This is a genomic window from Pigmentiphaga sp. MLSB6-MA01 (genome assembly GCF_058793475.1).
In genome coordinates this window covers 45,248-70,038 of record NZ_JBXAFV010000021.1, presented here as the reverse complement: position 1 = coordinate 70,038, position 24,791 = coordinate 45,248, and the positions used below count along the sequence as shown (strand labels likewise).

Sequence of the window (24,791 nt, the reverse complement as noted above, 5' to 3'; positions counted from 1 at the left end):
CTGCCTAGCATACGCCTAATTTGTCCCACGCCCTACGCCCTTCGGGCGCCCCCCGGAAGGGGCGGGCGCCCGCGCGCCGGGGGCATCTACTCCCGGATATCGACGCGCTTGACGACTTCGGCCCACTTGGCCGTGTCGTGCTTCAAGGTTTCCGCTGCCTGCGCCCCGACCTGGCCCACTGGCGTCAGGTCGAGCGAGGTCAGGCGCTGGCGCACGGGCGCTTCCTGCAGCGCGGCCGCTACGGCTTCCTGCAGGGCCTGCACCACGGCCGCCGGCGTGTCCCTGGGCGCCATCAGGTATTGGCTGAAGGACGCGTCGATGCCGGGCAGGCCGACCTGCGGCAGGGTCGGCACGCCGGGGGCCATCGGCGAGGGCCGGGCCGAGGAGACGGCCAGCGCGGTCAGCCGCCCGGACTGGACGTTGGGCAGCACCGTGGGAGTGGCCAGGAAACCGCAGTCGACCTGGCCGCCCATGACGTCCGTCATCGCCGGGCTCGGGCCCTTGTAGGGGACGTGGGTCATGGCGACGCCGGCCTTGCTCAGGACCAGTTCGGCCGCGAGATGGCCGGGCGAGCCCTGCCCGCCGGACGCATAGGTCATCGGCGTCTGCCGGGCACGCGCGATCAGTTGCTCCATGGAGGTGAGCTTGAGCGCGGCATTGCACACCATCATCTGGTTGAAGTTGGCCACCAGGGAAACCGGCACGAGGTCGGTGCGCGGGTCGAAATCCATCTTCTTGTAGACGAAGGGATTGACCGTGACCACGGTGTCGGGCGTGACCAGCAGGGTGTAGCCGTCGGCCGCGGACTTGGCGACCTGCTGCGCGGCCAGGCCGTTGTTGGCGCCGGCGCGGTTCTCCACCACGAAGGTCTGCTTGAAGCGGTTGCCCAGGCGCTCGGCAAGAATCCGGGCGACCATGTCCGAGGGCGCTCCCGGCGGCGAGCCGACCAGGACGCGTACCGGCTTGGAAGGGTAGCCGGATTGCGCGTGCGCGACGGGAGAGGCGGCAAGCAGGGCGGCGGCCAGGAGGGCCGGTCGAAGGGTGGGCATGGTCTCGCTCCGGATGCTGATGTTTTGTCCCAGTGTATTTAGTTATTTTGGTTATGGAAAATGAAAAATAAGAAGAGTTGATTTCCTTTTGGTTATGATTTGACGGGTCGAGGGAGCGTTCATGCAGGAGTACGGCATATCCATGGGACTGGGCCGCATCAAGCTGCGGCATCTCCAATGTCTGGTCGCCATCGCCGCGCACCGACATATGGGGCAGGCGGCCGATGCGCTGGGCATCTCGCAGCCGGCCATTTCCAAGACGCTGGCGGAGCTGGAGGACGTGGTGCAGGCGCAGCTCGTGATACGCAGCAAGCGCGGCGTGGGGCTGACCGAAAAGGGACAAGTGCTGCTGGGCTATGCCGGCAGCAGCCTGCGTACGCTGCGCGAGGGCCTGGACCATGTTTCCTCCACCGTACGGGACGACGTGGCCGTCATCGCGATCGGCACGCTTCCCACCGTCGCGCCCACCATCGGACCGCAGGCGGCCAGCCTGTTCAAGCGCCAGTGGCCGTCGGTCCGGCTCAGCGTGCATACAGGGGTGAACGCGGGGCTGCTGGCCTTGCTCAAGCAGGGCGAACTGGACCTGGTGCTGGGCCGCGTGGCGGAGCCCTCGGAAATGTTGGGCCTGTCGTACGAGCATCTGTACGAGGAACCGGTGGTGGTGGTCGCCCGGCCGGGGCATCCGCTGGCCTCCGCCCATCGGGTGGAGCCCGAAGAGATCGCCGCCTGCGGCATGGTGGTGCCGCTGCCGGGCACGGCCATCCGCCACACCATCGATTCGTACATGGTCCGGCATGGCGTGGGCGTCGGGCGCGAGGCGATCGAGACCTTGTCCGATGCCTTCGCCCGGTCCTACGTGGCCCATACCGATGCGGTCTGGATGATTGCGCTGGGCGTGGTCGAACACGATCTGCGCGCCGGCAGCCTGGTCCGGCTGGCCTGCGACACGCAGCACACTTCGGCCTCGGTCGGGCTGACGCTGCGCAGCGACGCCGTGCCTTCGCACGCGGTGCGGGCGCTGATCGAGTGCATACGCGCCGCCGCCGCGCGGCGGCGCGAGCAGGCCGCAGGAATCGCCTGAGGCCGCCGCGAGGGAGGCTTGCTATAGGGGTATGGGGGCGGGTCCTAGCGCGCGGCGGCGACCTGCCGCGCCAGTACGCGCTGGGGCGAACGCTCCGGATGCGCCATGGCCGAGACCGGCAGCAGGTAGGTCTGCTCCAGCATGAACTGGCCCGTCATGGCCGCGTGCGGCGTCTGGTCCGAAAAGCAGATCCAGGTGCTGCCCGGCGGGAATTCGATGCTTTCCTGCAGGCCGTCGCGCTGGTAGCCCGCGTCGGCTTTCATGCGGTCGTGCAATTGCAGCATGAAGTGGTCGTAGGCGCTGCGGCGGCTCTTGGTGACATGCAGTTTGTGCAGCAGCCACGCCACGCCGGGCCGGTAGGCCGGCATCTGCGGCAGGTAGCGCGCCGACAGCGTGTCGAAGGCTTCGCCGACCCGCCACTGGCGGGTGTCGCCATGCGGATTGATGTTGTTGAAGACGCGCAGGATGCGCTGTTCGCCCACCGGCCGCGAGGGGAAGGCATCCACGTGCAGGCGGGTGTCGTCCTTGCGCCAGGACATCTTCCAGGTGCCGATGCGATGCAGGCGCAGGCTGGTGGTGGGGGCATGCAGGTGCGATGCGTAGCCAGGCAGCAGCCGGTCCAGGAAGTGGCGCGTGGTCTCGTAGTAGCGGCGCACCAGCGCGCCGATCGCGTTCCGCCGCTCGTCCTCCACGGCCACGCCGGTCAGCTTGCCGGTGGTGGCGTTCAGGCTGATGTTCTTGCGCTTGGGATCGACCAGCGCGGGGTCGAGCAGGCGGGTTTCGGCATCGCTCAGCGCGAAGCGCAGTTCGGGGAAGTACAGGACTTTGCCTTCTTCCAGTTCGGCCACGGGCGTGGACGCGCCGACATGGTCCGGGGCGTCGTCCCAGGCGCGGTGATCGATGCGGACGATGCGGGTGCTCGTCATGGCGTCAGCTGGCCAGCGCTTTTTCGATCGTGGCGTGGAACTCGGCCACGTTGGGCTCGCCCAGGTAGCGCTTGATGATGCGGCCCTGCTTGTCGATCAGGAACGAGGTGGGCGTGAGCTTGACGTCCTCGAAGCTGCGCGCGATCTCGCCCATCGGGTCCAGCGCGACCTTGAAGGGCAGCTCGCGGCTTTGCGCGAAATTGAGCACGTAGTTGGCCGGGTCGTAGCTCATGGCCACCGCGACCATTTCGTAGCCTTGCGGCGCGTACTTCTTGTAGGTCTCGACCATCATCGGCATCTCCTTCACGCAGGTCACGCAACTGGTGGCCCAGAAGTTGACCAGCACCACCTTGCCGCGCAGGCTCTCGGTGGTGAATTTTTCGCCGTGGATGGAGGTGAAGGTGGTGTCGGGCGCCTTGGCGGCGGGGGCCAGCGCGAACCAGGCGCCGGCGGCGGCCAGCAGCGCGACCGCGAGGATGGCCGCCAGTTTGGCGGCGCCGCGCTGGGCGCGGGTGGTTCCGTTGAAGGGGGCAGAAATCGGCATAGGGAGCGATCCGTTGCGAGGCGGGCAGGGCGGCGCGTGTCCGCGCCCGCGATGCGGCCCATTATAGGCCGGGATGCGTGTCCAGCCCGCCTGCCGGTGGGCGGGGACGCCGGTCAGCGGCTGTCCGACGAGCCGCCGGCGGTTTGCGACTGGTCCTGCTCGGCCTTCACTTTCGAGAGATCCTGCAGTTCCTCTTCGGTGATGTAGTCGAATACCTTGACCACCTTCTTGACCCCGCTCACGCCGGCGGCGATCTCGGCGCCGCGCTTGCCTTCCCGTTCGGTGACGCGGCCCATCAGGTAGGCCACGCCGTTCTCGACCGTGATGCGGAAGGAGTTGGCGAAGAGATCCTTGGCGTCCACCAGCGACGCCTTGATCTTGCCTTCGATGAAGAGATCGTTCGAGCGGGTGGCCAGCGACGTCGGGATGCCGATCTGGAGCTCGTTCACGATGGCGCGGACGTTCTCGACGCCGCGCGCTTGTTCCTCGGCATCGCGCTTGGCGGCTTCGTCGGGGACTTCGCCGGTCAGCAGGAGCTTGCGGTTGTAGGCATTGACGTTGATATGGCCCTTGTCGCCGTAGCGGCCCGACAGCCGGCTGGACGCCTTGAGCTCGATGTTCTTGTCCTCGACCTGGATGCCCACGGTGCGGCGGTCGGTGGCGGCCATCGTGCCGACATAGGCGCTGCCCAGGACGATGGGCGCGCAGGCGGATACCGCCCATGCCGAACTTGCGACCACGAGGGCCAGGACCAGGGGGCGTACCGAAGCGGCCGGTTTGCGAAACATCAGAGATCTCCCAGCAGTTGAGCGTCGATGCCGTCGCACATGGCGTGCAGCAGCAGTATGTGGACTTCCTGGATGCGCAGGGTGCGGTCGTGCGGCACGCACAGGTGCACGTCGTCTTCGGTCAGCATCTGGCCGATCCTGCCGCCGCCCTTGCCGGTCAGCGCGATGATGCGCAGCTCGCGCGAATGGGCCGCCTCGATGGCCTCGATCACGTTGGCCGAGTTGCCGCTGGTGGAAATCGCCACCAGCACGTCGCCGGGCTGGCCGAGCGCGTTGACCTGCTGGGAAAACACCCGGTCGTAGCCGAAGTCGTTGCCGACCGCGGTCAGGATGGAGGTATCGGTGTTGAGCGCGATGGCGCCCAGCGGCAGACGGTCGCGTTCGAAGCGGCCGACCAGTTCGGCGGCGAAGTGCTGGGCGTCGGCGGCGGACCCGCCATTGCCGCAGGCCAGGATCTTGCCGTTGTTGGAAAGGCTGAACACCAGCGCGTCGACGGCGGCCGCGGTGGGCGCCGCCAGGGTGTCCTGGCAGTGTTCGAACAAGGCGACGGCGTCGCGGAAATGGGCGGATATGCGGGCGATAAGGTCCATGCCGGGATTATCTCATGCAGGGGAAACGGCCGGTTTGCCGGCCTGGCGGGCAAGTGTGTCCGCTGTAACCGGCCGTGACACCCCGGTTACGGGCGGCGGCCATGGGTTGGAGCGGTTTCGGCAATGATAGTTTCCCGGACGGGCAGATGGGAGGGGCGGACTATCGGAAACCGGGCAGCCCCTCGAGGGAAAAGGCGTGCCGTATCCATCGCGGCGGCGCATCGGCCTCGAAGGCCAGGACGTCGAAGCGGCAGGGCGGCGGCGGCCCTTTCCAGCGCGTCCGCAGGAAGTGGGCGGCCGTCCTCGCCAGGCGCAGCCGCTTGGCCGGCCCCACGCTGGCCGCCGCGCCGCCGTAGCGGCCAAGGGTCCGCGAGCGGACTTCGACGAAGACCAGGACCGTGCCATCGCGCATGATCAGGTCGATTTCTCCGGCGCGGCAGGCAACGTTGCGGGCCACGAGGGCCAGCCCGGCGGCGCGCAGGTGCGCCAGCGCCGCGTGTTCGGCGCGGTCGCCGGCCTGCTGCGCGGGCGACCGGCGGGGCGGCGCGGCCGTTTCCTGCCGGCTGCCAGGCCGGGGGCGGCGGCGCACCGCCCGCCGCTGCGCCGCATGGGCCAGGGCATAGGCTTGCGTGTCGGCCGCCGTCATGGGCGCCCTCGCGGTATCCTCGCGCCATGGACAATGAAATCGAATCTTCCAGGCCGTCCACCGGCGCCTGGGAAAGGCTGGCGGACAAGGTGGCGGCGCAATATTGGCCCGCGCCCGCGCTGTATGTCGTGGCCACCCCCATCGGCAACCTGGGGGACCTGAGCCTGCGCGCCCAGGCCTGCCTGCAGCGGGTCGACGTGATCGCCGCCGAAGACACGCGCATGACCCGGCCCCTGCTGGACGCCTGGGGCATATCCACTCCCTTGATGGCCGCCCACCGGCACAACGAGGCCCAGGCCGCCCAGGCCATCGTCGGCAGGCTGGCCGCGGGCGAACGGGTGGCCCTGGTCTCGGACGCGGGCGCGCCCGGGGTCAGCGATCCGGGGGCGCGCATCGTGCGCGAAGTGCGGGCGGCCGGCCATCCGGTCGTGCCGGTGCCTGGCGCCAGCGCCGTGATCGCCGCGCTGATGGCCAGCGGCGCGACCTCCGACGAGAACCCGGCTTTCGTTTTCGCCGGATTTCCGCCGCCCAAGGCTGCCGCCCGCCAGCGCTGGCTGGCCCAGTGGTGCGCGCTGCCGGCGCCGGTGGCCATGTACGAATCGCCGCATCGGATGGCCGCCACGATGGCCGACCTGCTGGCGGTATGCGGCGCCAGCCGGCGGCTGACCGTGGCGCGGGAATTGACCAAGCGTTTCGAAGAGATCGCCACGGTGCCGCTGGCCGAGGCGCAGGCCTGGCTGGCGGCCCATCCGCAGCGCGCGCAGGGCGAGTTCGTGCTGATCGTGGAGGCGGCGCCCGAAGAGCCGGCGGGGGCGCTGGATGCCCACGCGGACGACGTGCTGCGGGCGCTGCTCGATGTATTGAGCGTGCGTGACAGCGCCAAGGTAGCGGCCCGCATTACCGGCGCGCCCCGGGACGCCTTGTATGCCCGCGCGCTGGCGCTGAAGGACGAATAGCGGGAAGGGCGCGGTGCCGGCGAAAGCCGGGGAAGGAAGGGGCATGGCGCGGCGAAGGGGGACGAGGGCCGTCCAGCATGCCTCAAGCGGACACGCGCCGCAGCGCCGCCAGGACAGGAATGTCCCGTTCTCAGGTAACCGGGTCGTCCGGTCAGCGCACGACGATGACCGGCGCGATGTCCAGCCGGGCCTGTACGCGCTGCGCGGCCGCCAGCGCGCTCTCGCGAGAGGGGTAGGGCCCCAGGTGCACGCGGTGCAGGCTGTCTGTGTTCACGATGCGCAGCGGCTCGGCCTGGTCTCCCAATTGGGTCCGGACCCGGGCCGCCAGGTCTTCGGCGTTGCGCTGGCCGCTGAAGGCGCCGACCTGCAGGAAAATGCCCGATTGCGGTGTCGAGACCACCGGCGTGGTTGCCGCCAGGGGGACCTGCACGCCGCCTGTCATGGCGGGGGCGCCGGGCGAGGCGGAGGCCAGCGGCGGCAGGTCCCGCATCTGGCTGGCGGGTGCCTGCGTGGCTACCGGTATGGCGACCACGTCGGCCTCGGCCACCGGCGCGGGCGCTGCGGCCAGCGCGGGCGCATTCCCGCGTTCGCTGCGGATCCTGGCGATCGCCTCCGGACCCAGCCATTCGACCTCCACTTCCCCGCTGCCCTGCGCGAGCAGGCCCAGCTTGTAGGCGGCGGTGTAGGAAAGATCGATGACGCGGTCGCTGTGGAAGGGGCCCCGGTCGTTCACGCGCACGATCACCGATTTTCCGGTCCCGACCCGCGTGACGCGGGCGTAGCTGGGGATGGGCAGCGTGGTGTGGGCCGCCGTCATCGCGTACATGTCGTAGATTTCGCCGTTCGACGTGCGCGCCCCATGGAACTTGCGTCCGTACCACGACGCGACCCCGCGCACCTTGTAGGGCTGCATGGAGGTGTCGGGCACGTAGCGTTTGCCGAAGATCACGTAGGGCTTGTTCGCGCCGCTGGCGAGCGGCTCGACGGCCGGCAGCGGGTCGGGTACCTGGTCCAGGTTGGCGGGCGGATTGGAGGGCGGGCCGTCGTCCTTGTAGTAGCCGCCGCCGCGCGAGCCAGAGCCCGATGGCGCCTTGGGCGTGGTGCCGCAGGCGGCCAGGAATACCGTGGCGCAGACCGCCGCCCAGAGCAGGAGGCCTTCGGTCCTCCCCCGGGGCGGGCGGCTGGTGGTCGGGCACGCGCCAGGCCGGGAAGGCCGGTCGGTCTGCTTCATCGTCTAGTGTCCTGAATACTGAGGTCCGGCATGCGGCGGCGTTTCGCCGGGGCCGCCGCCCGGATCGTAGAGGTCGAATTGCTTTTGCGCGCGGTGGCGTACCAGGACTTGGCCCTGGCCCGCGAACATGGCGGCCAGTTGCTCCACCACGTAGACCGATCGGTGCGTGCCGCCCGTACAGCCGATGGCCACCGTCAGGTAGCTGCGCGTGTCCTGCATGTATTCCGGCAGCCAGGTGCGGATGAAGGCGGCGATATCGTCGATCATGCGGCTCACGCTGGGGATCGCCGCCAGGAAGCTTGCCACCGGCGCGTCCCGGCCCGTCAGCGGCCGCAGGACCGGATCGTAGTGGGGGTTGGGCAGGCAGCGCACGTCGAACATCAGGTCCGCGTCCAGCGGAACGCTTTCCTTGAACGCGAAGGACTCGAAGGTCAGGACCAGCGGCACGGTATCGGCCTGCACCACATTGCGCACCCAGGACCGCAACTGCGAAGGCGTCAGGCCCGTCGTGTCGATGACGTGGCCCAGCTCGCGCAGCGGCCCCAGCAGCTCGCGCTCGTGCGCGATGCAGGCCTCGACCGAGGGGGCCACGCCTTCATGGAAAAGCTTGTCGGTCAGCGGATGGCGGCGGCGCGATTCCGAGTAGCGCTGCACCAGCGTGCCGGTGTCGGCGTCCAGGAACACCACGCGGACCTCGGTCCCCAGTGCCCGCAGCGCATTGATGGTGTCGGGCAGATTGGCAATCGCCCCACTGGAACGCGCATCGACGGACACGCCGACACGCTGCTGCCCTTCATCGTGCGCGGCCGCGATGAAATCGTGAAGAAAACGAACGGGAAGATTGTCGACGCAGTTGTAGCCGGCATCCTCAAGGGTACGAAGAGCCACGGACTTGCCCGAGCCCGAGATACCGGTGATGAAAACGACACGTAACACAGCTGATTCAGCCTCGCAGAGGAGATCCATTCATCCAGGCTGCGCCTCGAATAGGGCGCAGCCTGAACGATAACCCACACTCTCAGAACTGTCCCTCTTTCCACTGCTCCGCGTCGGCCTATTGGCTGCCAGGGCGCCGCGGATCCGGCTCCGCCGGTCCACCCGCATCGCCCCCCGAAGGGCGTAGGGGGGACCCCTAGGGTTCGCCGTTCTGGATGGCGTCCATCTGCCGTTCCATGAACTCGGTCATGGTGTCGATGCCGCGCAGTTGCAGGATGGCGTTGCGTACCGCCGCTTCGACCAGCACGGCCAGGTTGCGGCCGGCGGCCACCGGCAGGACGACCTTGCGGATGGGCAGGGCCAGTACGTCCTGGGTCAGGGCCTGGAGGGGCAGGCGCTCGAAATTGGCTTCGGGCGAGGTGGTGCGGACGAGATGGACGATGATCTTGAGTGTCATCTTCCGGCGCACCGAGGTCTCGCCGAAGATCGCGCGGATGTCCAGCAGGCCCAGGCCGCGCACTTCCAGCATGTTCTGCAGCAGCGGCGGGCAGCGGCCCTCGATGAGGTTGGGGGCGATGCGCGAGAACTCCACCGCGTCGTCGGCCACCAGGCCGTGGCCGCGGGAGATCAGTTCCAGCGCCAGTTCACTCTTGCCCAGGCCCGATTCGCCGGAGATCAGCACGCCCATGCCGAGCACGTCCATGAACACGCCGTGCACGGTGGTGACGGGGGCGAGTTTCTTGGCCAGGTAGATGCGCAGCAGGTCGATGACCTGTGCCGCCGAGCGAGGCGAGGCCAGCAGCGGCACGTTGCGCTGCTCGCAGTGTTCCAGCAGGTCGGCCGGGGCGGCCAGGCCGTCGGCCATGATGATGGCCGGCACGCCGCTGGCCAGCAATTCGTCCAGGTGATGGGCGCGCCGGCGGGCTTCCAGCCGGGCGTAGAAAGCCAGCTCTTCGTGGCCGAAGACCTGGATGCGGGACGGGTGGATAAGATTCAGGTGGCCGACCAGATCGGCGGCGGCCAGGCAGGTGTCGGGCAGCGGCGAGCGATTCGCGTTCGAGCGCCCCGCCAGCCAGCTCAAGGAAATCTTGTCGGTATTCTCGTCGACCAGTTTTTCGATAGTAAGCATGGGGCACACGGAAAAGGCGGCCGACCGGGCCGCGGCCGGGTCAGACCGCGGCGTCGGACTGGGCCGGTTCCCAGTGCGTCAGCAGCGAGTGGATCGCGCTGGCCGAGGGTTCGGTGACCAGGGCCTCGCGAAGCGCGCGGTTCGACAGCATCTGCGCCAGTTCGGACAGGATTTCCAGGTGTACCTGCGTGGCCTGCTCGGGCACGAGCAGGAACACCAGCATCTGCACGGGCTTGCCATCGGGAGCGTCGAAATTGATCGGCTGGGCCAGGCGCACGAAGGCGGCCACCGCATCGGTCAGCCCCTTGATGCGGCCGTGCGGGACGGCAACGCCTTGTCCCAGGCCGGTCGAGCCGAGCCGTTCGCGCGCGAACAGGCTGTCGAACACCACCGAGCGGGCGATGCCGTGATTGTTCTCGAACAACAGGCCAACTTGTTCGAAAACGCGCTTCTTGCTGGTGACTTCCAGATCAAGCAGCACGTTCGAAGGGGGGAGTATCCGCGAGATCAGATTCATAGCGTATGCGCCAGTCGGGCGATACAAATTCGCACAATAGATGGACCGGGCGACATCTTTTGGAGATGGACGTCGATTATAGCCAGCGGCCCGGATCTGTCACGAAAAGCAGCACTTTTGTGCCCCGCAAACAACCCGTCCGTATTCCCGCGTACCGCCGCATGCCCTCGCTCCACGAAGGAAGCGCCCACCCGGGACAAGACCCAATCCCCCGAAAACCATGGCGCAGCGCGGCATTTCTCGATTCCGATCACGGATAACTGGACGTGAACCCATCCTTTAAACGTTACAACGGCGGGAAAAGCCTCCTTTCCCCGCCGACCAATGTTTACCCCCAGGGCACAGCGGATCCGGCTCCGCCGGTCCGCCAGTGCCGCCCCCTGGGGGGCGCCCGTCAGGGCGAAGGGGGGGGCACCCTCTTCATGGCTTCCTCGACCCGAGGTCGCTGGACCTTGTCCTTGTACTTGATGACCTGGCGGTCGATTTTGTCGACAAGGGTGTCGATGGCCGCATATAGATTTTCTTCTTGGGCCTCGCAATGGACATCCTTGCCTCGGAGATGCATGGTGATTTCCGCGCTGTGGTGCAGCTTTTCCACGGAAAGCAGCACCTGGATATCGATGACGTGATCGAAATGCCTCAACACCCGCGTGAGCTTGTTCAGCACGTACTCACGTATGGCAGGGGTCACGATGAGGTGATGTCCGCTGATGCTCAGATTCATGTAAAGCCCTCCTTGAAGCAATGTACCGGGAGACTTCCCCGGAGCCCGCGTCCATGTCCGCAGGGCATGGACGCCTGTGGCACGAGCGTGCCACTTTGCTTGCGTCGCTCCGATGTTCCGGATGTCGCCACGCAATCGAAGTGGCTGGCACATGCGTTTTCAGCGGTTGCTATAAAGATGAGCCTTTATCCACGGCTTTCAAGTACGGTCTAACCCTAGCATCGCGATTAGGTGATGGATACGCGGCATGCGAGGCCGCGCGGATGCGATCCGTACTAGATGTTCTTACGCAGGGAAACCGGCGGAATCTTGAGCGCTTCGCGGTATTTGGCCACCGTGCGGCGGGCCACGACGATACCCTGCTCCCCCAGCGTCTGCGCAAGTTGGCTGTCGGATAGTGGCTGGGTAGGATCCTCCGCACCAATGAGTTGCTTGATCAGCGCACGGATCGCCGTGGACGATGCCGCTCCTCCGGTCTCCGTGGCGACGTGGCTGCCGAAGAAATACTTCAACTCGAAAGTCCCCAGCGGGGTGAGCATGTATTTCTGCGTGGTGACGCGTGAGATCGTCGACTCATGCAAGCCTAGTGTATCTGCTATTTCACGTAATACAAGGGGCCGCATGGCGACCTCGCCATGGTTGAGAAAACCCTGCTGACGGTCGATGATGGCCTGGGCCACGCGCAGAATGGTGTCGAAGCGTTGCTGGACATTGCGTATCAGCCAGCGCGCCTCCTGCAACTGCGACGACAGCCCGGGATGCGCCGAGCTGCGTTCCGATTTCAGGATCTGCGCGTACATCTGGTTGATGCGCAGCCGTGGCATGGCTTCGCCGTTCAACATCGCGCGCCACTGGCTGCCGACCTTGCGCACGATCACGTCGGGCACGACGTAGTCCGCGGCGGGCGACGAATAGCGCGAGCCGGGCCGCGGGTCGAGCCGGCGGATCAGGCTCTGCGCGGCGCGCAGCTGGTCGTCGTTGCAGCCCAGCGCCTTGCGCAGCTTGGCGTAGTCACGCGCACCCAGCAAGGGCAGGTGCCGCGCGGTGATCTCGCGGGCCAGGCCCAGCACGGTGGCATCGCGGGCTTCGGGCAGGCAGTCGAGGTCCGGCACGCGCAGTTGCAGGCACAGGCATTCGGAGATGTTGCGGGCGCCCACGCCGGTGGGGTCGAAGGACTGGAGCAGCCCCAGCGCGGAACGCAGTTCGTCGGCGTCGATGTCCAACTCGGGCGGAAGCATCGCGGCGAGTTCTTCCAGCGACATGTCGAGATAGCCGTTGTCGTCGAGCTCGTCGACCAGTACCGTCACCAGCGCCGCATCGCGTGGCGTGGCTTGCGTGAGCGCGAGCTGGCCGAGCAGGTGCTCGCGCAGCGACGCCTCGGGCGCGGCCAGTTGCGGCGCCGTGTCGTCGTCATGCTCGCCGCCAGGCCGGTGCAGCTCCGGCATGTCGGGCGGATCAGGCATGTCGCCGGCGTCGGACGGAGACGGCGGTTCCGCGGTCTCGCCGCCGGATTCGCCGTCGGCTTCCTGGGCCGCGGGGGTGGTCGTGTGCATGCTGCCGTCGGTATCGACCCGCATCGTGGCCGCCACGGGGTCGTCTTCGCGTTCGAGCAGCGGATTCTCCTGCAGTATCTGCTCGATCTCGTGTTCGAGTTCGAGCGTCGACAATTGCAGCAGCTTGATCGATTGCTGCAGCGCCGGCGTCAGTGCCAGGTGCTGGGAGGTACGAAGTTGGAGTCCGGGTTTGAGCATGGGCACCGCTTACATGCGGAAGTGTTCTCCGAGGTAGACGCGGCGTACTGCCGGGTCGCCGACGATTTCCTCGGGGTGTCCGCTGGCAAGTACCGTGCCGTCGCTGATGATGTAGGCGCGGTCGCAGATGCCGAGCGTCTCGCGCACGTTGTGGTCGGTGATGAGCACGCCTATGCCGCGTCCTTTCAGGAAGCGCACGATGCGCTGGATCTCGATGACGGCGATGGGGTCCACGCCGGCGAACGGCTCGTCCAGCAGGATGAAGCGGGGATTGGTGGCGAGCGCGCGCGCGATCTCGACGCGGCGGCGTTCCCCGCCGGACAGCGAGATCGCGGCGTTGCTGCGGATGTGCCCGATCTGCAATTCGTCCAGCAGCGATTCCAGGCTCTCGTTCACCTGCTGCGCGCCGAGCGGTGAGCCCTGTTCATTGCGCTGCAGTTCGAGCACCGCGCGGATGTTCTGTTCGACGTTGAGCCGGCGGAAGACGGAGGCGTCCTGGGGCAGATAGGACAGCCCGAGCCGCGCGCGCTTGTGGATGGGCAGGCTCGTGACCGAGACGCGATCGATGTCGATGCTGCCGGCATCGGCCGGCACCAGCCCGACGATCATGTAGAAGCAGGTGGTCTTGCCCGCGCCGTTCGGCCCCAGCAGCCCGACCACCTCGCCGCCGTCCACGTGCAGCGACACGTTCTTGACCACCGTGCGTCCCTGGTAGGACTTGCGCAGGCCCTCGGCGCGCAGGCGGCCTTCGCCTTGGGTGGATTCCTCGGCGCGCGGCGCGCCGGCCGGCGTTCCGGCCTCGATGAGCGGCGCGTTCATCGCGCGGCCTTGCCCGGGGCCGGGGCGCCACAGCCCGCCGCCGGCGTGCCCGGGGCGGTCTGGCCGCGCGGCTGGATGATGGTGCGCACGCGCTGGTTGGACGTGGGGGCTTGCGGCCCGCCGGTGGCCGTATAGGTGTCGGTGCGCTGGTTGTACGTGACACGCTGGCCGCGCACCTCGTCGACCATCTGCTCGCAGGCCAGCCGCTTGACGACGGCCTTCGAGATGAAATGGATCAGCTCTCCGCGGCCGTCGTATTCGACGCGCTCGGCCACGCCCTCGACGTATTCGTCGGAGCCTTCGCGGCGCTGGCGCACGTTGACCAGCTTGCCGCCGTTGGCGGTGGCGACGCCGAACTGATAGCCCTCGGCGTCTTCGCGCAGCTCGAGCTGGTCGGCGCGCAGGATCAGCGATCCCTTCGTCAGCACGACGTTGCCGGTGAAGATGCTGGTCTGTTTCAGGTCATCGTAGCGCAGCGAGTCGGCATCGACGGTCGTCGGCTGGTTGCGGTCCGCGGCGGCCGCGAACGCCTGGCCGCCGCAGGCGAGGGCAGCCAGGGCGAACACGGCCTGGGCGGCGTATCGGGAGAATCGGTGATGTGGCACGGTGTTTCTATCCTTTGGATGGCCGGCGGGCCGGGGGCGCGGCCGGCCGCGTGCTGCCGGGCACGATCTGTACGCGCGTCTGCTCGCTGACCTTCAGTTCGCGCGTGACGTTGTCATAGCGCATGCCGCGTCCCTGTATGCGCGTGGTGCCGTTGACCACGGTGGCGGGCAGGTCCGTGTAGGCGACATCTTCGTCGGGCAGCAGGGTGACTTCCTCGCTGCGTATGTCGAGTTCGGGGCGCCCCTGGTTGGGCAGCCGCTTCAACTGGGCGTCGCCGCGCATGACCACGCGCGCGCCGTCCTGATCCATTCTTGCGTGCCGCGAAGTGGCCGTCATGGTCGGCCGTTCGGGGCGCTGGCTGACCGCGCGGAATTGCGTGACTTCCGACGAGTCGTCGTCCGGATAGTGCTCCAGCCGGTCGCCTTCCATCCGTGTCATGGGCATGCCGTGCGGGTCGCTGCGGACCATGACGAACTGCTCGACGAAGGAGTCGATCTCGTGGGTCAGCCGGCGCGGGGGATCTTCCTTGACCGCCCGCTTGGCGTAGTCGGCCGCCCACCACGTGCCGGCCACCAGTGCGGCCAGCAGCGCGATCGATACCCCGGAGGCGAGTCGGTCCTTCATTGGATTCCCCGGCCGGGGCGAGCCGGCGACGACGCCATGCGTCGAGCTGGCGTCGCCCGACCCGGGATGCGGTGGATCCGGCTCCCCCGGTCCAGCCGCATCGCCCCCTGGGGGGCGCGCGTGAGCGCGTAGGGGGGCGATTTCATTGAGGCGAGGATCCGGCGGTGATGGTCGTGCGGGTGCGGCTGGTGATGTAGCCGCCCAGCCGGCCCTGCGCGGCCAGGATCAGGTCGCAGCATTCGCGCGCCGCGCCGTCGCCGGCGGGGCGGGTGGCCACCCAGTGGGCGGCCTGGGTGACGTAGACCGGCGCCTCGGACACGCTGGCGGCGAAGCCCACGCGCTGCATGGCGGCCAGGTCGATGATGTCGTCGCCCATGAATCCCACGTCGTCCAGCTCGACGTTGCAGCGCTGCGCCAGCGCGGTCACGGCCGCGCTCTTGTCGCGCACGCCCTGCTGGACTTCGGAAATGCCCAGCTCGGCGGCGCGCCGCGATACGGAGGGCGAATCGCGTCCGGTCATGAATACGACCTCGATGCCGCTTTCGTGCAGCATGCGCAGTCCGAAACCGTCCAGCGCATGGAAGCGCTTCATGGTTTCGCCGTGTTCGCCGTAGTAGAGACGGCCGTCGGTCAGTACGCCGTCGACGTCGAAAATCATCAGCCGCAGCCGGGTGGCGCGTTCGCGGACGTCTTGCGGCACGCGGGCCAGGATCAGGGCTTCGGCCGGATGGGGGAGAAGAGGGATCGCCATGGACTCAGAGCACCTTTGCTGCCATCAGATCGTGGGTATGGAGGGCGCCGACCAGCCGGCCGGTGGCGTCGAGCACCAGCAACTGGTTCTTGCGGTTGTCGTCCATCAGCGCGGCCGCCTCGGTGGCGAGCGCGTTCGGGCCGATATAGAGCGGGTTGCGCGTCATGCCGGCGATCACGGTCAGGTTGCGGATGTCGCCTTCGCGTTCGATCAGGCGGCGCAGGTCGCCGTCGGTGAAGATCCCGACCACGCGGTCGCCGTCGACGACGACCGTCATGCCCATGCTCTTGCGGGTGATCTCGACCAGTGCCTCGGTGACCGACGCCGTGATCGGCACGACGGGCAGGTCCTTGCCGGTGCGCATGACGTCGCTGACATGGGTCAGCAGGCGCCGGCCGAGGGCGCCGCCGGGGTGGGACCGGGCGAAATCCTCGGGGCCGAAGCCGCGCGCTTCCAGGCAGGCCACCGCGAGCGCGTCGCCCAGCGCCAGCGCGGTCGTGGTGCTGGCGGTGGGCGCGAGGTTCAGCGGGCAGGCTTCCTGGGGCACGCTGGCGTCCAGGTGCACGTCCGCGAGCTGGGCCAGTTCGGAGTCCGCGTTGCCGGTGATCGCGATCAGCGGCGATCCCAGGCGCTTGACGACGGGCACGATGGTGAGCAGTTCCGATGTCGTGCCCGAGTACGAAATCGTGACCAGCACGTCGTTGGCGGTAATCATGCCAAGATCGCCGTGCACGGCCTCGGCCGCGTGGACGAAGAAGGCGGGCGTGCCGGTCGAGGCAAAGGTGGCGGCGACCTTGCGGGCGATGTGCCCGGACTTGCCGATGCCGCTGACCACCACCCGGCCGGGGCAGGCAAGCAGGATGTCGACCGCGCGCACGAACGTGCGGTCCAGGCGGCTGGACAGGGCCTGGAGTGCTTCGATTTCCACCGCCAGGGTGCTGCGGGCCGAGTCTATGACGTCGACGGTGCCGGAGGCGCCGGGAACGTATACGTTGGACGTGCCGTGGTCTGAGGTGTGCATGATGGGTCCGCGCCGGTGCCGCGGGAGGGCGGGCGGCGAAAAAAGGCGCCTCGCGTCGCCTCGCGCGGCAACGGTCATTCAATTGCGACGATCTACCAGTATAGTAGCAAGGGCACGATCCTTGCTTCATGCTCTTTGCGTTACAGTGGCGTCCTGCGCCGCCGGGTGCCCGAGCCCCGGTCCCTCCCGACATCTTCCCGCCCGAGCCCGCCATGTTCCTGGATCCGAACTACATCCGAGACCGCATCCGCACGGTGCCCGACTGGCCCGAGCCCGGCGTGCAGTTCCGGGACATCACGCCGCTGCTGCAGGACCCCCGCAGCTTCCGCGTGTTGATCGAGCTGTTCGTCTACCGCTACATGAACCAGCGCCTGGACCTGGTGGCCGGCATCGACGCCCGGGGGTTCATCGTGGGCAGCGTGATCGCGCACGAGCTGAACCTGGGGTTCGTGCCCGTGCGCAAGAAGGGCAAGCTTCCCTATGACACCATCGCCGAACACTATGCCCTGGAGTACGGCAGTTCAACGGTGGAGATGCACGCCGACGCCGTGCGTCCGGGGCAGCGGGTCGTGCTGGTCGACGATCTGGTCGCCACCGGCGGCACCATGCTGGCCGGCATGAAGCTGTTGCAGAGGCTGGGCGCCAATGTGGTCGAGGCGGCCGCCGTCATCGACCTGCCCAGGCTGGGCGGGTCGCAGGCGATACGCAACTCGGGACTGAACCTCTACACCGTCTGCGAATTCGACGAGTGAGCCGTGGCGGCCCGGCCGCTACGCGGCGGCCAGGGCATCCGGCTGGAATGTGAAGCTGTCCGTATAGAGGTGGGCCGCCGATGCCCCCAGTTCCAGCAGCGTGCGTTTGGCGTCCAGGATCATCGCGGGCGATCCGCATAGATAGCAGGCGTGTTCCGACAGGTCGTCGAAATCTGCCGCGATCGCGTGCTGCACGTAGCCGCTGCGTCCTGTCCAGTCCGGGCCGGGACGCGAGAGCACGGGTACGAACGTGAAATCGTCCAGGCGCGAAGCCCAGCCGGCGATGGTGTCGAGCAGGTAGAGGTCGGATTCGGCGCGCTGGCCCCAATACAAATGAATGGGCGGCGTATCGCCGTCGTCCAGCAGCGATTCGACGATGGCCTTGACGGGCGCCAGGCCCGTGCCCGTTGCCGCCATCAGCAATGGGCGGTAGTCGCGGAAGTGATAACAGAAGGTGCCCAGGGGCGCCTCGATGCGCAAGACATCGCCGGGGCGCAGCGCGGCCAGGCCTTGCCCGGTGAATGCCCCACCCGGGATGCGCCGGATCTGCAGCTCGATCCGGCCGTCAGACGGCGGGGCCGCCATGGAGAAGTTGCGGGTGCGTCCATCGGGCAGCAGGATGCCCAGGTGCTGTCCGGGAACATAGGGCAGGTCGCCGTCGGCCTGCAGGACGAGGCGCGTGGTGTCCGGGTTCCAGGCGCCGATTTCCACGATCCGTGCCTCGCACACCCGCGAGGGGGGGAAATCGGCCGCGCCGGCCGCGATGCTGATGCGCAGGTCCGAACGGGGGCGCGCCTGGCAGCCCAAGGCATAGCCGGCCCGGGCTTCTTCGTCGCTCAGCGCGGGCGGAGGTTCGTCGTAGGCTACCTCGCCCTGGCACAGCCTGAAGCGGCACGAGCCGCAATTGCCGAAGGTGCATTCGTGCGGGAAGGGGATGTCCGCGCGCAGCGCGGCGGCCAGCACCGACTCGCCGTCGTCGACGCCGAAGCACGCGCCGGTTTCTTCGATCAGGACTTGATGGCGGGGCATGGAACCCTCCGGGCCGTGGGGTCAGCGCTTGATGTCGGCGGCCACCAGCACTTCGTGGCCGGCCGGTGCCAGCAGGTCGGCCAGGGCTTGCAGCGCGGCCACGCCGGCCGCGGTGTCCTGTTCGCCGTTGCCGCCGCTCAGTCCGACCCCGCCGACCACTTCGCCATCGACCACGATGGGGAAGCCGCCCACGAACACCGCGAATTTTCCGTCGAAGCTCCACTGGATGCCGAAGGCTTCGTTGCCGGGCAAGGCGGGGCCGTTGGGCGGGGTCGTGAACAGATGGGTCGACCGTTTGTGGCCGGCGGCGGTGAACGCCTTGTTCCAGGCGATCTGCGGACCGGTGATGCGGGCGCCGTTCATGCGTTCCAGCGCGATCGGATAGCCGCCTTCATCGACGATGCAGACGGTTTCCAGGACGCCGATCTCCTGGGATTTGCGGATGGCGGCGTGCACCATGGCGCGGGCTTCTTCGATTTCGAGGCGGACGAGATTTTTCATGGAACGGCTCTTGGCAGGGAGGGGAAACGGCGTCAGGCCCGGTAAACGGTCTTGACCTGGGTGTAGAACTCCAGGCCGGCGCGGCCGGACTCGCGGAAGGTGGCGGTGCTCGATTGCTTGAGCCCGCCGAAAGGCGCGTTGATGAGATTGCCGGTCGTGGTCCGGTTGATCTTGACCGTGCCGGCCTGGATGTCACGGGCGAAACGGTGGGCCAACCCGGCATCGCGGGTCGCCAGGGCGGCCGCCAGGCCGTACTCGGTATCGTTGGCTTTCGCCAGGGCATCGTCGTAGCCGTCGACGTCGATCAGGGCGATGACCGGGCCGAATATTTCCTCGCGGGCGATGCGCATGTCCTGCGTGACGTCGGTGAAGAGCGTCGGAGCCACGTAGTAGCCCGCGTCGTAGAGGCCTCCGCTCAGGCGGTGGCCGCCGGCCAGCAAGGTCGCTTCCTTCTTGCCGATGTCGATGTAGGACAGCACCGAGTCGAGTTGCTTGCGCGATGCCAACGGCCCCAGGTCATTCCCGGGCTGCGCTCCCGGGCCGATCTTCAATGACTGTGTGCGGCGCATCAGGCGTTCGTTGAACGCCGCGCGGATCGGACGGTCGACCAGCACGCGGCTGGTGCCGGTGCATGCCTGGCCGCTGAGCGAGAACCCGCCTTTGATGACGAGGTCGACGGCCAGGTCGAGATCGGCATCGGCAAGCACGATGAGCGGATTCTTGCCCCCCAGCTCCATCTGGGTGCGGGTGTTCAGCGCCGCCGCGCGGTGGATCTGCCGTCCGGCCGCGGTCGAGCCGGTGAACGAAATGGCGCGGATCTCCGGCGACTCGACCAGCGTGGGGCCGACTTCGGCGGCGCTGCCGGTCACGAGGTTCAGGACGCCCGCGGGCAGGCCGGCGGCGATGAAGGATTCGACCAGCCGCACGGCCGTCAATGGCGATTCCGACGAAGGCTTGAATACGACCGTATTGCCCGTGATGAGCGCGGGCGCGATCTTGCGCGCGGGGATGGAGACCGGGAAATTCCACGGTGCGATCACGGTGACGACGCCCAGCGGTTCGCGCAGGCTGTAGACCAGCATGTCGGCGTCGTCGACCGGATAGGTTTCCCCGCCGAATGATTGGCCCTCTATCGCGTAGAACCTCAGGGTCTGCGCCGACCGGATGAATTCGTCGCGGGCCTGGGCCAACGGCTTGCCTTCCTCGCGCGTCATGTCCGATGCGTAGTCGCTGGCGTGGGCGTCGAGATGGTCGGCGGCCTTGAGCAGGATGCGGGCGCGCTGGGAAATGGGCATGTCCCGCCATCCGGCGAAGGCCTCCTGCGCCGCTTGCACGGCCCGGCGCGCGTCGCCGGCATCCGAGGCGGCAAAACGGCCCACGATGTCGTTCGTATCCGCCGGATTGATGTTGGGAAAGGTCCGGCCGGTCGCGCTGGCAATCCATTGCCCGGCGATGTGGTTGCGATATTCCTGAGCGGTCTGTTCGTGCACGTCGGGCCTTTGCGGATAAACGGATGCGAGGCGGCGCGGCGCGCCGCCGGTCTCGGGCCTCAGGCGGCCAGCTTCAGTTGATCGAGCGGGAGGTCCTGCTGGACGTAGTCGGTGTAGAGCGCGGTCGTGTAAAGCAGGCGCATCTGCGCGCCGACTTCGCAGATCTTCAGGCAGCGTTGCTGCAGATCGGGCGTGTCGGCGTGTTCGAGCACGATCTGGTAGCCGCGTTCGCCGTGGATTTCGTCCGAGACGATGTGCAGATCGAAGAATTCGATCTCCTCATCGGTGAACCCATAGGCATTGCGCAGGGTGGGGGCCTGCTTGCGGTAGATCGAGGGTACCTGGGACTCCAGCCCTACCACCAGGCCGGCCACGGCCACGATGGGGTCCTCGCGCATGGCGATGGCATAGCACCAGCTTTGCAGCGCACGCGTGGTGGGCGACATGTTGTCGGGGTTCACGACCCGTTCGCGCGTGGTGCCGCAGGCTTCGGCGAAGCGGATCAGCAGGTCGGTATGCCGATCGCCGCCGATTTCTTCCTCGTACATGTTGGCCAGGAGGAAATCCTTGGCCTCGGTGTGCGTATCGGGAGTGCGGGCGTAGACGTAGGCGAGGTAGTCGGCGAACGGGCCGACGTAGTGGTAGTGGTTTTCGGCCCAGCGGGCCATATGGGCCCGGCTGAGCTTTCCGGTCGCCCAGGCGATGCTGAAGGGCGAGGCGTTGGCGCTTTTGCCCTTGATGGCGGTTTCGAGTGCGCTGCGGAATTCGTCGCGATTCATCAATGTGGCCATGATCTCTTCCTCCGGCTTCATGGTTGGCGAGATGGCCCAGTCTTTTCCGTGCCATTCTATATACTGTATACCGTTTAGGGGCGGGTGGAATAGGTAAAAACCAGGATCAGAACCCCAGGGCAATCCCGTCTTTGCGTGGGTCGGACACGCCTTGCAGCCCGCCGTCGGGCAGCCGCCGCACCAGTTGGGCGCCGCCGAAGTCGCTGCGGCCGGCCAGTTCGCCCGTGCCCTTGGCGGGCGCCGGGTAGCCGGCTTCCCGCAGGGCGGCTGCCAGCGCCTCATCCATGCCGGATTCCAGGGCCAGTGTGCGTCCGGCCTCCAGGCGCCAGCGCGGTGCCGACATGGCGGCGGCCGCATCCTGCCGCCAGGCCAGGATGCGGGTCAGCAGCTGGATCTGGCCTTGGGGCTGCATCAGTCCGCCGACGACGCCCTGGGCCATTTCGAAGTGTCCCCCGCGCGTCACCGCGCCGGGCACGACGGTGTGGTAGGGGCGCTTGCCGGGAGCCGGCCCGTTGATGTGGCCCGGCGTGGCGAAGCCGAAGCCCCGGTTCTGCAATACGAAACCGCCGCCCGGCACGGCGATGCCGCAGCCGAAACGCTTGAAGATGCTGGACATGAGCGTGATCGCCAGGCCCTCCTGGTCCACCACGACCGTGCATACCGTATTGCCGGCGGGGTCGGCCACCGTGCGGCTGGCCTGGGCCAGCGCCTGTTCGGTGGCCTCGACCAGTTCCAGGGTGGCCTGGGCGCTGTCGGGCGGCGCCGTGGATCGGGCGGTCCGGCCCAAGGCTTCGAGAATGGCGACGCCGTGGGTGTTGGGGGGGCACTGGTGGATCCGATAGCCGTGGAAGTCGGCGTGGACAGGGGGGCAGAAATGCCCGCTGTGATGGCCGAAGTCCCCGGCGTCCAGGACGCCGCCGGCCGCCTGGACGGCCCGGGCGGCGGCGGCGGGGATCGCGCCTTGGTAGAACGCCGCCGGTCCGAGCGCCGCGATCCGGTCCAGCAGTGCCGCCAGCTCGGGATTGTGGAACCGGTCGCCCGGGGCGGGCGGCGCCTCGGCGCGGAACAGTTCGCGCGCCGTGGCGTCGGGCAGGAGCGTCGACGCGAACAGCTTCCATTCGCGCGCGGTGATGGGGGTGACGGCAAAGCCGTCACGCGCGGTGGCGATGGCGCTCTGGAACAGGCCGGACCAGGGCGCGCGGCCCAGCCGCTGGTGCAGGTCGTGCCAGCCCTGGACCGCGCCGGGCGTGGTGACGGCCAGGGGATGGCGCTCGGGGATGCGCCGGCCGGGCAGGGCCTCGACCAGCGCGGGCAGCAGGCGCGCGGGGGCGCGCCCCGTGCCGTTGTAGCTGACGACCGCGCCGCCGGCCGGAACGATCATGGCCAGCAGGTCGCCGCCCACACTCGTCGCCATGGGTTCGACCACGCCCATGACGGCATCGGCCGCGATCGCCGCGTCCACGGCATTGCCGCCTTGCCGCAGGATGTCGAGCGCGGCCCGCGCCGCGAGCGGATGGCCGGTGGAGACCATCGCATGGAGGCCGAGCGCGGTCTTGGCGACGGGGGGAAGCGGCACGTCAACCCCAGATCAGAATGGACGCGATGGTGGAGACGACCAGGCCGGCCACGACCGGGATCAGCAGCGCCCGCACCATGTCCAGGACCGGCACGCGGGCGAATCCGGCGACCGCGATCAGGGAGGACCAGGCGATCAGCGTGCCGCCGCCGGTCCATACCGCGCCCATCTGGCCGACCGCCGCCAGCGTGGCGGGATCGATGCCGACCACCGGGCCCAGGGCGCCGGACAGCGTGCCGGTCAGTGGAAGCCCGGCGAAGCCCGAGCCGTCGATGCCGGTGATCATGCCGACCAGGAGCACGCCGAAGGCCACCAGGAAGTGGTTGTCCGGAATCAGGTGCTGGGCGGCGGAGATGATCTCGAACAGCAAGCCGGGAGCCTGGGCCTGGGGCACGCCCAGGATCTGCGCGGCCGTCTCGTTGGCGCCGACGAAGAAGAAACCGGCAATGGGCAGCACCGAGCCCATGGCCTTGAAGGCGAAGACGAAGCCATCGGTGATGTGTTCCGGGTAGATGTCGAGCATCTTGCGGCCGCCTTCGGCCGCCAGGGCGACGAACAGCGTCAGGGCCGCCGCCGCGCCGCCCACCAGGGCGGCGGCATCGCCGCCGCGCAGGGCGGGCAGGCTGGGGAAGATGCGCGGCAGGACCATGACGGCGATCACCCCCAGGAACACCAGCGGGGTGACGATGGCGAAGGTCTTGGACCAATGGATGCGGCGTTGCTCGTCGGTGGTCCGGCCATTGTCGGCCAGCGCCGGCGGGGCTTCTTCGTAACTGGTGGCGCGCGCGATTTCCGCCTTGTCGAAGGAGCCGGATTCTTCCATGCGCGCCAGGGTGCCGCTCTGGGCCTGGGCCTGCCAGGCCGACAGCAGCGCGGGGTTGGGCGCCTGGATGTGCCGGCGGATGAACATGTAGGCCAGGACCAGGGCGATGCCGCCGGTGATCAGCGACAGGACCAGGGCGCGATCGGCCACCACGGATGCGCTGACCGCGGCGCCGGCCGCCTTGGCGCTGATGCCGGGGGCCACGCCGATGACGTAGTCGGACGACAGCGCCATGCCTTGGCCGGCGATGGCGATGGCCATCGCGCCCGCCAGTGGCGGCAGGCCCGCGGCGATCGCGGCTGGCAGCAGGATCGCCGAGACCAGGGGCACGGCGGGCGTCGGCCAGAAGAACAGGGACAGGACGTAGGTACAGGTGGCGATGATGATGTAGGCGCTGGTGCCGCTGCGCATGACGCGGCTGAAGGGTTGCACCATGCGGATGTCGGCCTGCAGGCTTTTCAAGGAGTTCAGCAGCGCGGTCATCAGGGCGATCACCAGGAAGATGTTGAACAACTCCTTGGCCGCCACGAAACTGGCCGAAAAAATGCCGATCAATCCGCTGATTGGATTGCTGGTCAGGGCGGTGACGACGAGAAAGGTGCCGATGATGGAAGGAACGACGACATTGGCGCGCAGGATCATCGTCAAGATGATGACGGCGACGCTGGCGAGGTAGATCCCGTGCGCGACGGTCAGCGTTGCGGTGGATTCCATGTAGAAACACTCCTCGGGCGGGGGTTGTCTAGAATCGTATACAGTATTTCAAATTATGAAGTGACTGAGCCGGGTTGAATGTAGGGGAATACTCGCAGGGAGAACCGCGGAGGAATGTCGAAATCCCTCGTGTTTTCGAGGTATTCCACGGAACCCGTGCATCGCTTCGATGGAGTTTCCCTCATCGTCAAAGACATTTTTGCTCACGCCTTTTTTCGTATACAGTATATTTTTTATGAAAAAACAGGCCGCCGCGTGATGTTTTTCGTCATGGGGCAATGATGGGGGGGTGGGGGACGGCGCGAGGAACCCTGATGGGGGTGCGAGGGTCTGCGTAATACAATATTCCGATGCAAGGGATGTCGCAGCGCACGTTGGCGCAACCCGATGTGCAAGTGCTTGCATGTATCCCACGCCTCATACCAA

The 24,791-nt window shown here is 67.8% G+C and carries 26 protein-coding genes; 3 read left to right on the top strand and 23 right to left on the bottom strand.

Annotation, left to right across the window (positions count from 1 at the left end):
- Positions 1-86: 86 nt before the first annotated feature.
- Entirely contained in the window at positions 87-1,049 is a 963-nt protein-coding gene (locus tag AC1Q6E_RS26630) for a Bug family tripartite tricarboxylate transporter substrate binding protein (RefSeq protein WP_492573855.1), read from the bottom strand.
- 121 nt (positions 1,050-1,170) lie between these two features.
- On the opposite strand from AC1Q6E_RS26630, the gene pcaQ reads away from it, so the two are divergent.
- Positions 1,171-2,130, top strand: coding sequence for a pca operon transcription factor PcaQ (pcaQ, locus tag AC1Q6E_RS26625; protein WP_152793738.1), 960 nt, complete (start codon positions 1,171-1,173; stop codon positions 2,128-2,130).
- Positions 2,131-2,174: 44 nt separating this feature from the next.
- Here the strand turns inward: pcaQ and kdoO are convergent, their stop codons facing one another.
- From kdoO to AC1Q6E_RS26600, 5 genes are all read right to left on the bottom strand, one after another.
- Positions 2,175-3,056: a Kdo hydroxylase KdoO gene (gene kdoO / locus AC1Q6E_RS26620; protein ID WP_492573854.1), complete on the bottom strand. Its 882-nt coding sequence runs from the start codon at positions 3,054-3,056 to the stop codon at positions 2,175-2,177.
- Between the two features lie 4 nt (positions 3,057-3,060).
- Entirely contained in the window at positions 3,061-3,600 is a 540-nt protein-coding gene (locus tag AC1Q6E_RS26615) for a TlpA disulfide reductase family protein (RefSeq protein WP_492573853.1), read from the bottom strand.
- 113 nt (positions 3,601-3,713) lie between these two features.
- A complete protein-coding gene (locus AC1Q6E_RS26610) occupies positions 3,714-4,388 on the bottom strand; it encodes a BON domain-containing protein (protein ID WP_152793735.1) in 675 nt (224 codons plus the stop codon).
- Positions 4,388-4,978, bottom strand: a complete 591-nt coding sequence (locus AC1Q6E_RS26605; RefSeq protein ID WP_152793734.1) for a phosphoheptose isomerase — start codon at positions 4,976-4,978, stop codon at positions 4,388-4,390. The genes AC1Q6E_RS26610 and AC1Q6E_RS26605 overlap by 1 nt, the downstream gene beginning before the upstream one ends.
- A 160-nt stretch (positions 4,979-5,138) precedes the next feature.
- Positions 5,139-5,624, bottom strand: a complete 486-nt coding sequence (locus AC1Q6E_RS26600) for a YraN family protein (RefSeq protein ID WP_152793733.1) — start codon at positions 5,622-5,624, stop codon at positions 5,139-5,141.
- A 26-nt stretch (positions 5,625-5,650) separates the two neighbouring features.
- Between AC1Q6E_RS26600 and rsmI the strand changes: the two genes are divergently transcribed.
- Positions 5,651-6,580 (top strand): 16S rRNA (cytidine(1402)-2'-O)-methyltransferase, encoded by a 930-nt coding sequence (gene rsmI / locus AC1Q6E_RS26595; RefSeq protein ID WP_152793732.1) that lies wholly within the window; start codon positions 5,651-5,653, stop codon positions 6,578-6,580.
- Between the two features lie 151 nt (positions 6,581-6,731).
- On the opposite strand, the gene AC1Q6E_RS26590 is transcribed toward rsmI, so the two are convergent.
- The 11 genes from AC1Q6E_RS26590 to AC1Q6E_RS26540 form a co-directional block, all read right to left on the bottom strand.
- Complete coding sequence (locus tag AC1Q6E_RS26590) at positions 6,732-7,811, bottom strand: septal ring lytic transglycosylase RlpA family protein (protein WP_492573852.1); 1,080 nt, start codon at positions 7,809-7,811, stop codon at positions 6,732-6,734.
- A 3-nt stretch (positions 7,812-7,814) separates the two neighbouring features.
- The gene (rapZ, locus tag AC1Q6E_RS26585; protein WP_492573851.1) at positions 7,815-8,747 is read right to left on the bottom strand and encodes an RNase adapter RapZ; all 933 of its coding nucleotides are present in this window, start codon (positions 8,745-8,747) and stop codon (positions 7,815-7,817) included.
- Positions 8,748-8,943: 196 nt separating this feature from the next.
- Entirely contained in the window at positions 8,944-9,876 is a 933-nt protein-coding gene (hprK, locus tag AC1Q6E_RS26580; RefSeq protein ID WP_152793729.1) for an HPr(Ser) kinase/phosphatase, read from the bottom strand.
- Between the two features lie 40 nt (positions 9,877-9,916).
- The gene (gene ptsN, locus AC1Q6E_RS26575; protein ID WP_152793728.1) at positions 9,917-10,393 is read right to left on the bottom strand and encodes a PTS IIA-like nitrogen regulatory protein PtsN; all 477 of its coding nucleotides are present in this window, start codon (positions 10,391-10,393) and stop codon (positions 9,917-9,919) included.
- Between the two features lie 394 nt (positions 10,394-10,787).
- Complete coding sequence (gene hpf / locus AC1Q6E_RS26570; RefSeq protein WP_492573850.1) at positions 10,788-11,117, bottom strand: ribosome hibernation-promoting factor, HPF/YfiA family; 330 nt, start codon at positions 11,115-11,117, stop codon at positions 10,788-10,790.
- Between the two features lie 275 nt (positions 11,118-11,392).
- Entirely contained in the window at positions 11,393-12,868 is a 1,476-nt protein-coding gene (locus AC1Q6E_RS26565) for an RNA polymerase factor sigma-54 (RefSeq protein ID WP_152793726.1), read from the bottom strand.
- Between the two features lie 9 nt (positions 12,869-12,877).
- A complete protein-coding gene (gene lptB, locus AC1Q6E_RS26560) occupies positions 12,878-13,687 on the bottom strand; it encodes an LPS export ABC transporter ATP-binding protein (protein ID WP_152793725.1) in 810 nt (269 codons plus the stop codon).
- Positions 13,684-14,292: a lipopolysaccharide transport periplasmic protein LptA gene (lptA, locus tag AC1Q6E_RS26555; RefSeq protein WP_152793724.1), complete on the bottom strand. Its 609-nt coding sequence runs from the start codon at positions 14,290-14,292 to the stop codon at positions 13,684-13,686. The genes lptB and lptA overlap by 4 nt, the downstream gene beginning before the upstream one ends.
- Positions 14,293-14,299: 7 nt before the next feature.
- On the bottom strand, positions 14,300-14,917 hold the full coding sequence (gene lptC, locus AC1Q6E_RS26550; RefSeq protein WP_492573849.1) for an LPS export ABC transporter periplasmic protein LptC: 618 nt from the start codon (positions 14,915-14,917) through the stop codon (positions 14,300-14,302).
- A 142-nt stretch (positions 14,918-15,059) separates the two neighbouring features.
- The gene (locus AC1Q6E_RS26545; RefSeq protein WP_152793722.1) at positions 15,060-15,668 is read right to left on the bottom strand and encodes a KdsC family phosphatase; all 609 of its coding nucleotides are present in this window, start codon (positions 15,666-15,668) and stop codon (positions 15,060-15,062) included.
- Positions 15,669-15,672: 4 nt separating this feature from the next.
- Entirely contained in the window at positions 15,673-16,689 is a 1,017-nt protein-coding gene (locus tag AC1Q6E_RS26540) for a KpsF/GutQ family sugar-phosphate isomerase (protein ID WP_152793721.1), read from the bottom strand.
- A 212-nt stretch (positions 16,690-16,901) separates the two neighbouring features.
- Between AC1Q6E_RS26540 and AC1Q6E_RS26535 the strand changes: the two genes are divergently transcribed.
- On the top strand, positions 16,902-17,441 hold the full coding sequence (locus AC1Q6E_RS26535; RefSeq protein ID WP_152793720.1) for an adenine phosphoribosyltransferase: 540 nt from the start codon (positions 16,902-16,904) through the stop codon (positions 17,439-17,441).
- Between the two features lie 18 nt (positions 17,442-17,459).
- Here AC1Q6E_RS26535 and AC1Q6E_RS26530 read toward each other — a convergent pair whose 3' ends face one another.
- The 6 genes from AC1Q6E_RS26530 to AC1Q6E_RS26505 form a co-directional block, all read right to left on the bottom strand.
- Positions 17,460-18,470 carry a 2Fe-2S iron-sulfur cluster-binding protein gene (locus AC1Q6E_RS26530; protein ID WP_492573848.1) on the bottom strand — a complete coding sequence of 337 codons (1,011 nt, stop codon included), beginning with the start codon at positions 18,468-18,470 and terminating at the stop codon, positions 17,460-17,462.
- A 21-nt stretch (positions 18,471-18,491) separates the two neighbouring features.
- On the bottom strand, positions 18,492-18,971 hold the full coding sequence (locus AC1Q6E_RS26525) for a GlcG/HbpS family heme-binding protein (protein ID WP_152793718.1): 480 nt from the start codon (positions 18,969-18,971) through the stop codon (positions 18,492-18,494).
- 32 nt (positions 18,972-19,003) lie between these two features.
- On the bottom strand, positions 19,004-20,461 hold the full coding sequence (locus AC1Q6E_RS26520) for an aldehyde dehydrogenase family protein (protein WP_492573847.1): 1,458 nt from the start codon (positions 20,459-20,461) through the stop codon (positions 19,004-19,006).
- Positions 20,462-20,520: 59 nt separating this feature from the next.
- On the bottom strand, positions 20,521-21,252 hold the full coding sequence (locus AC1Q6E_RS26515; protein WP_152793716.1) for an iron-containing redox enzyme family protein: 732 nt from the start codon (positions 21,250-21,252) through the stop codon (positions 20,521-20,523).
- A gap of 106 nt (positions 21,253-21,358) precedes the next feature.
- Positions 21,359-22,828: a gamma-glutamyltransferase family protein gene (locus AC1Q6E_RS26510; RefSeq protein ID WP_492573846.1), complete on the bottom strand. Its 1,470-nt coding sequence runs from the start codon at positions 22,826-22,828 to the stop codon at positions 21,359-21,361.
- A 1-nt stretch (position 22,829) separates the two neighbouring features.
- Positions 22,830-24,365, bottom strand: a complete 1,536-nt coding sequence (locus tag AC1Q6E_RS26505; protein ID WP_152793715.1) for a hypothetical protein — start codon at positions 24,363-24,365, stop codon at positions 22,830-22,832.
- Positions 24,366-24,791: the final 426 nt, after the last annotated feature.

Bases quoted from the DNA above. Each gene is read 5' to 3' on its own strand.
- AC1Q6E_RS26505 (WP_152793715.1), bottom strand. From the start codon at position 24,365: ATGGAATCCACCGCAACGCTGACCGTCGCGCACGGGATCTACCTCGCC.
- hpf (WP_492573850.1), bottom strand. From the start codon at position 11,117: ATGAATCTGAGCATCAGCGGACATCACCTCATCGTGACCCCTGCCATA.
- pcaQ (WP_152793738.1), top strand. From the start codon at position 1,171: ATGCAGGAGTACGGCATATCCATGGGACTGGGCCGCATCAAGCTGCGG.
- AC1Q6E_RS26540 (WP_152793721.1), bottom strand. From the start codon at position 16,689: ATGCACACCTCAGACCACGGCACGTCCAACGTATACGTTCCCGGCGCC.
- AC1Q6E_RS26530 (WP_492573848.1), bottom strand. From the start codon at position 18,470: ATGCCCCGCCATCAAGTCCTGATCGAAGAAACCGGCGCGTGCTTCGGC.
- AC1Q6E_RS26565 (WP_152793726.1), bottom strand. From the start codon at position 12,868: ATGCTCAAACCCGGACTCCAACTTCGTACCTCCCAGCACCTGGCACTG.
- hprK (WP_152793729.1), bottom strand. From the start codon at position 9,876: ATGCTTACTATCGAAAAACTGGTCGACGAGAATACCGACAAGATTTCC.
- AC1Q6E_RS26605 (WP_152793734.1), bottom strand. From the start codon at position 4,978: ATGGACCTTATCGCCCGCATATCCGCCCATTTCCGCGACGCCGTCGCC.
- AC1Q6E_RS26600 (WP_152793733.1), bottom strand. From the start codon at position 5,624: ATGACGGCGGCCGACACGCAAGCCTATGCCCTGGCCCATGCGGCGCAG.
- lptB (WP_152793725.1), bottom strand. From the start codon at position 13,687: ATGAACGCGCCGCTCATCGAGGCCGGAACGCCGGCCGGCGCGCCGCGC.
- lptC (WP_492573849.1), bottom strand. From the start codon at position 14,917: ATGAAGGACCGACTCGCCTCCGGGGTATCGATCGCGCTGCTGGCCGCA.
- AC1Q6E_RS26535 (WP_152793720.1), top strand. From the start codon at position 16,902: ATGTTCCTGGATCCGAACTACATCCGAGACCGCATCCGCACGGTGCCC.
- AC1Q6E_RS26630 (WP_492573855.1), bottom strand. From the start codon at position 1,049: ATGCCCACCCTTCGACCGGCCCTCCTGGCCGCCGCCCTGCTTGCCGCC.
- AC1Q6E_RS26615 (WP_492573853.1), bottom strand. From the start codon at position 3,600: ATGCCGATTTCTGCCCCCTTCAACGGAACCACCCGCGCCCAGCGCGGC.
- ptsN (WP_152793728.1), bottom strand. From the start codon at position 10,393: ATGAATCTGATCTCGCGGATACTCCCCCCTTCGAACGTGCTGCTTGAT.
- AC1Q6E_RS26590 (WP_492573852.1), bottom strand. From the start codon at position 7,811: ATGAAGCAGACCGACCGGCCTTCCCGGCCTGGCGCGTGCCCGACCACC.
- AC1Q6E_RS26545 (WP_152793722.1), bottom strand. From the start codon at position 15,668: ATGGCGATCCCTCTTCTCCCCCATCCGGCCGAAGCCCTGATCCTGGCC.
- rsmI (WP_152793732.1), top strand. From the start codon at position 5,651: ATGGACAATGAAATCGAATCTTCCAGGCCGTCCACCGGCGCCTGGGAA.
- AC1Q6E_RS26525 (WP_152793718.1), bottom strand. From the start codon at position 18,971: ATGAAAAATCTCGTCCGCCTCGAAATCGAAGAAGCCCGCGCCATGGTG.
- AC1Q6E_RS26610 (WP_152793735.1), bottom strand. From the start codon at position 4,388: ATGTTTCGCAAACCGGCCGCTTCGGTACGCCCCCTGGTCCTGGCCCTC.
- kdoO (WP_492573854.1), bottom strand. From the start codon at position 3,056: ATGACGAGCACCCGCATCGTCCGCATCGATCACCGCGCCTGGGACGAC.
- AC1Q6E_RS26515 (WP_152793716.1), bottom strand. From the start codon at position 21,252: ATGGCCACATTGATGAATCGCGACGAATTCCGCAGCGCACTCGAAACC.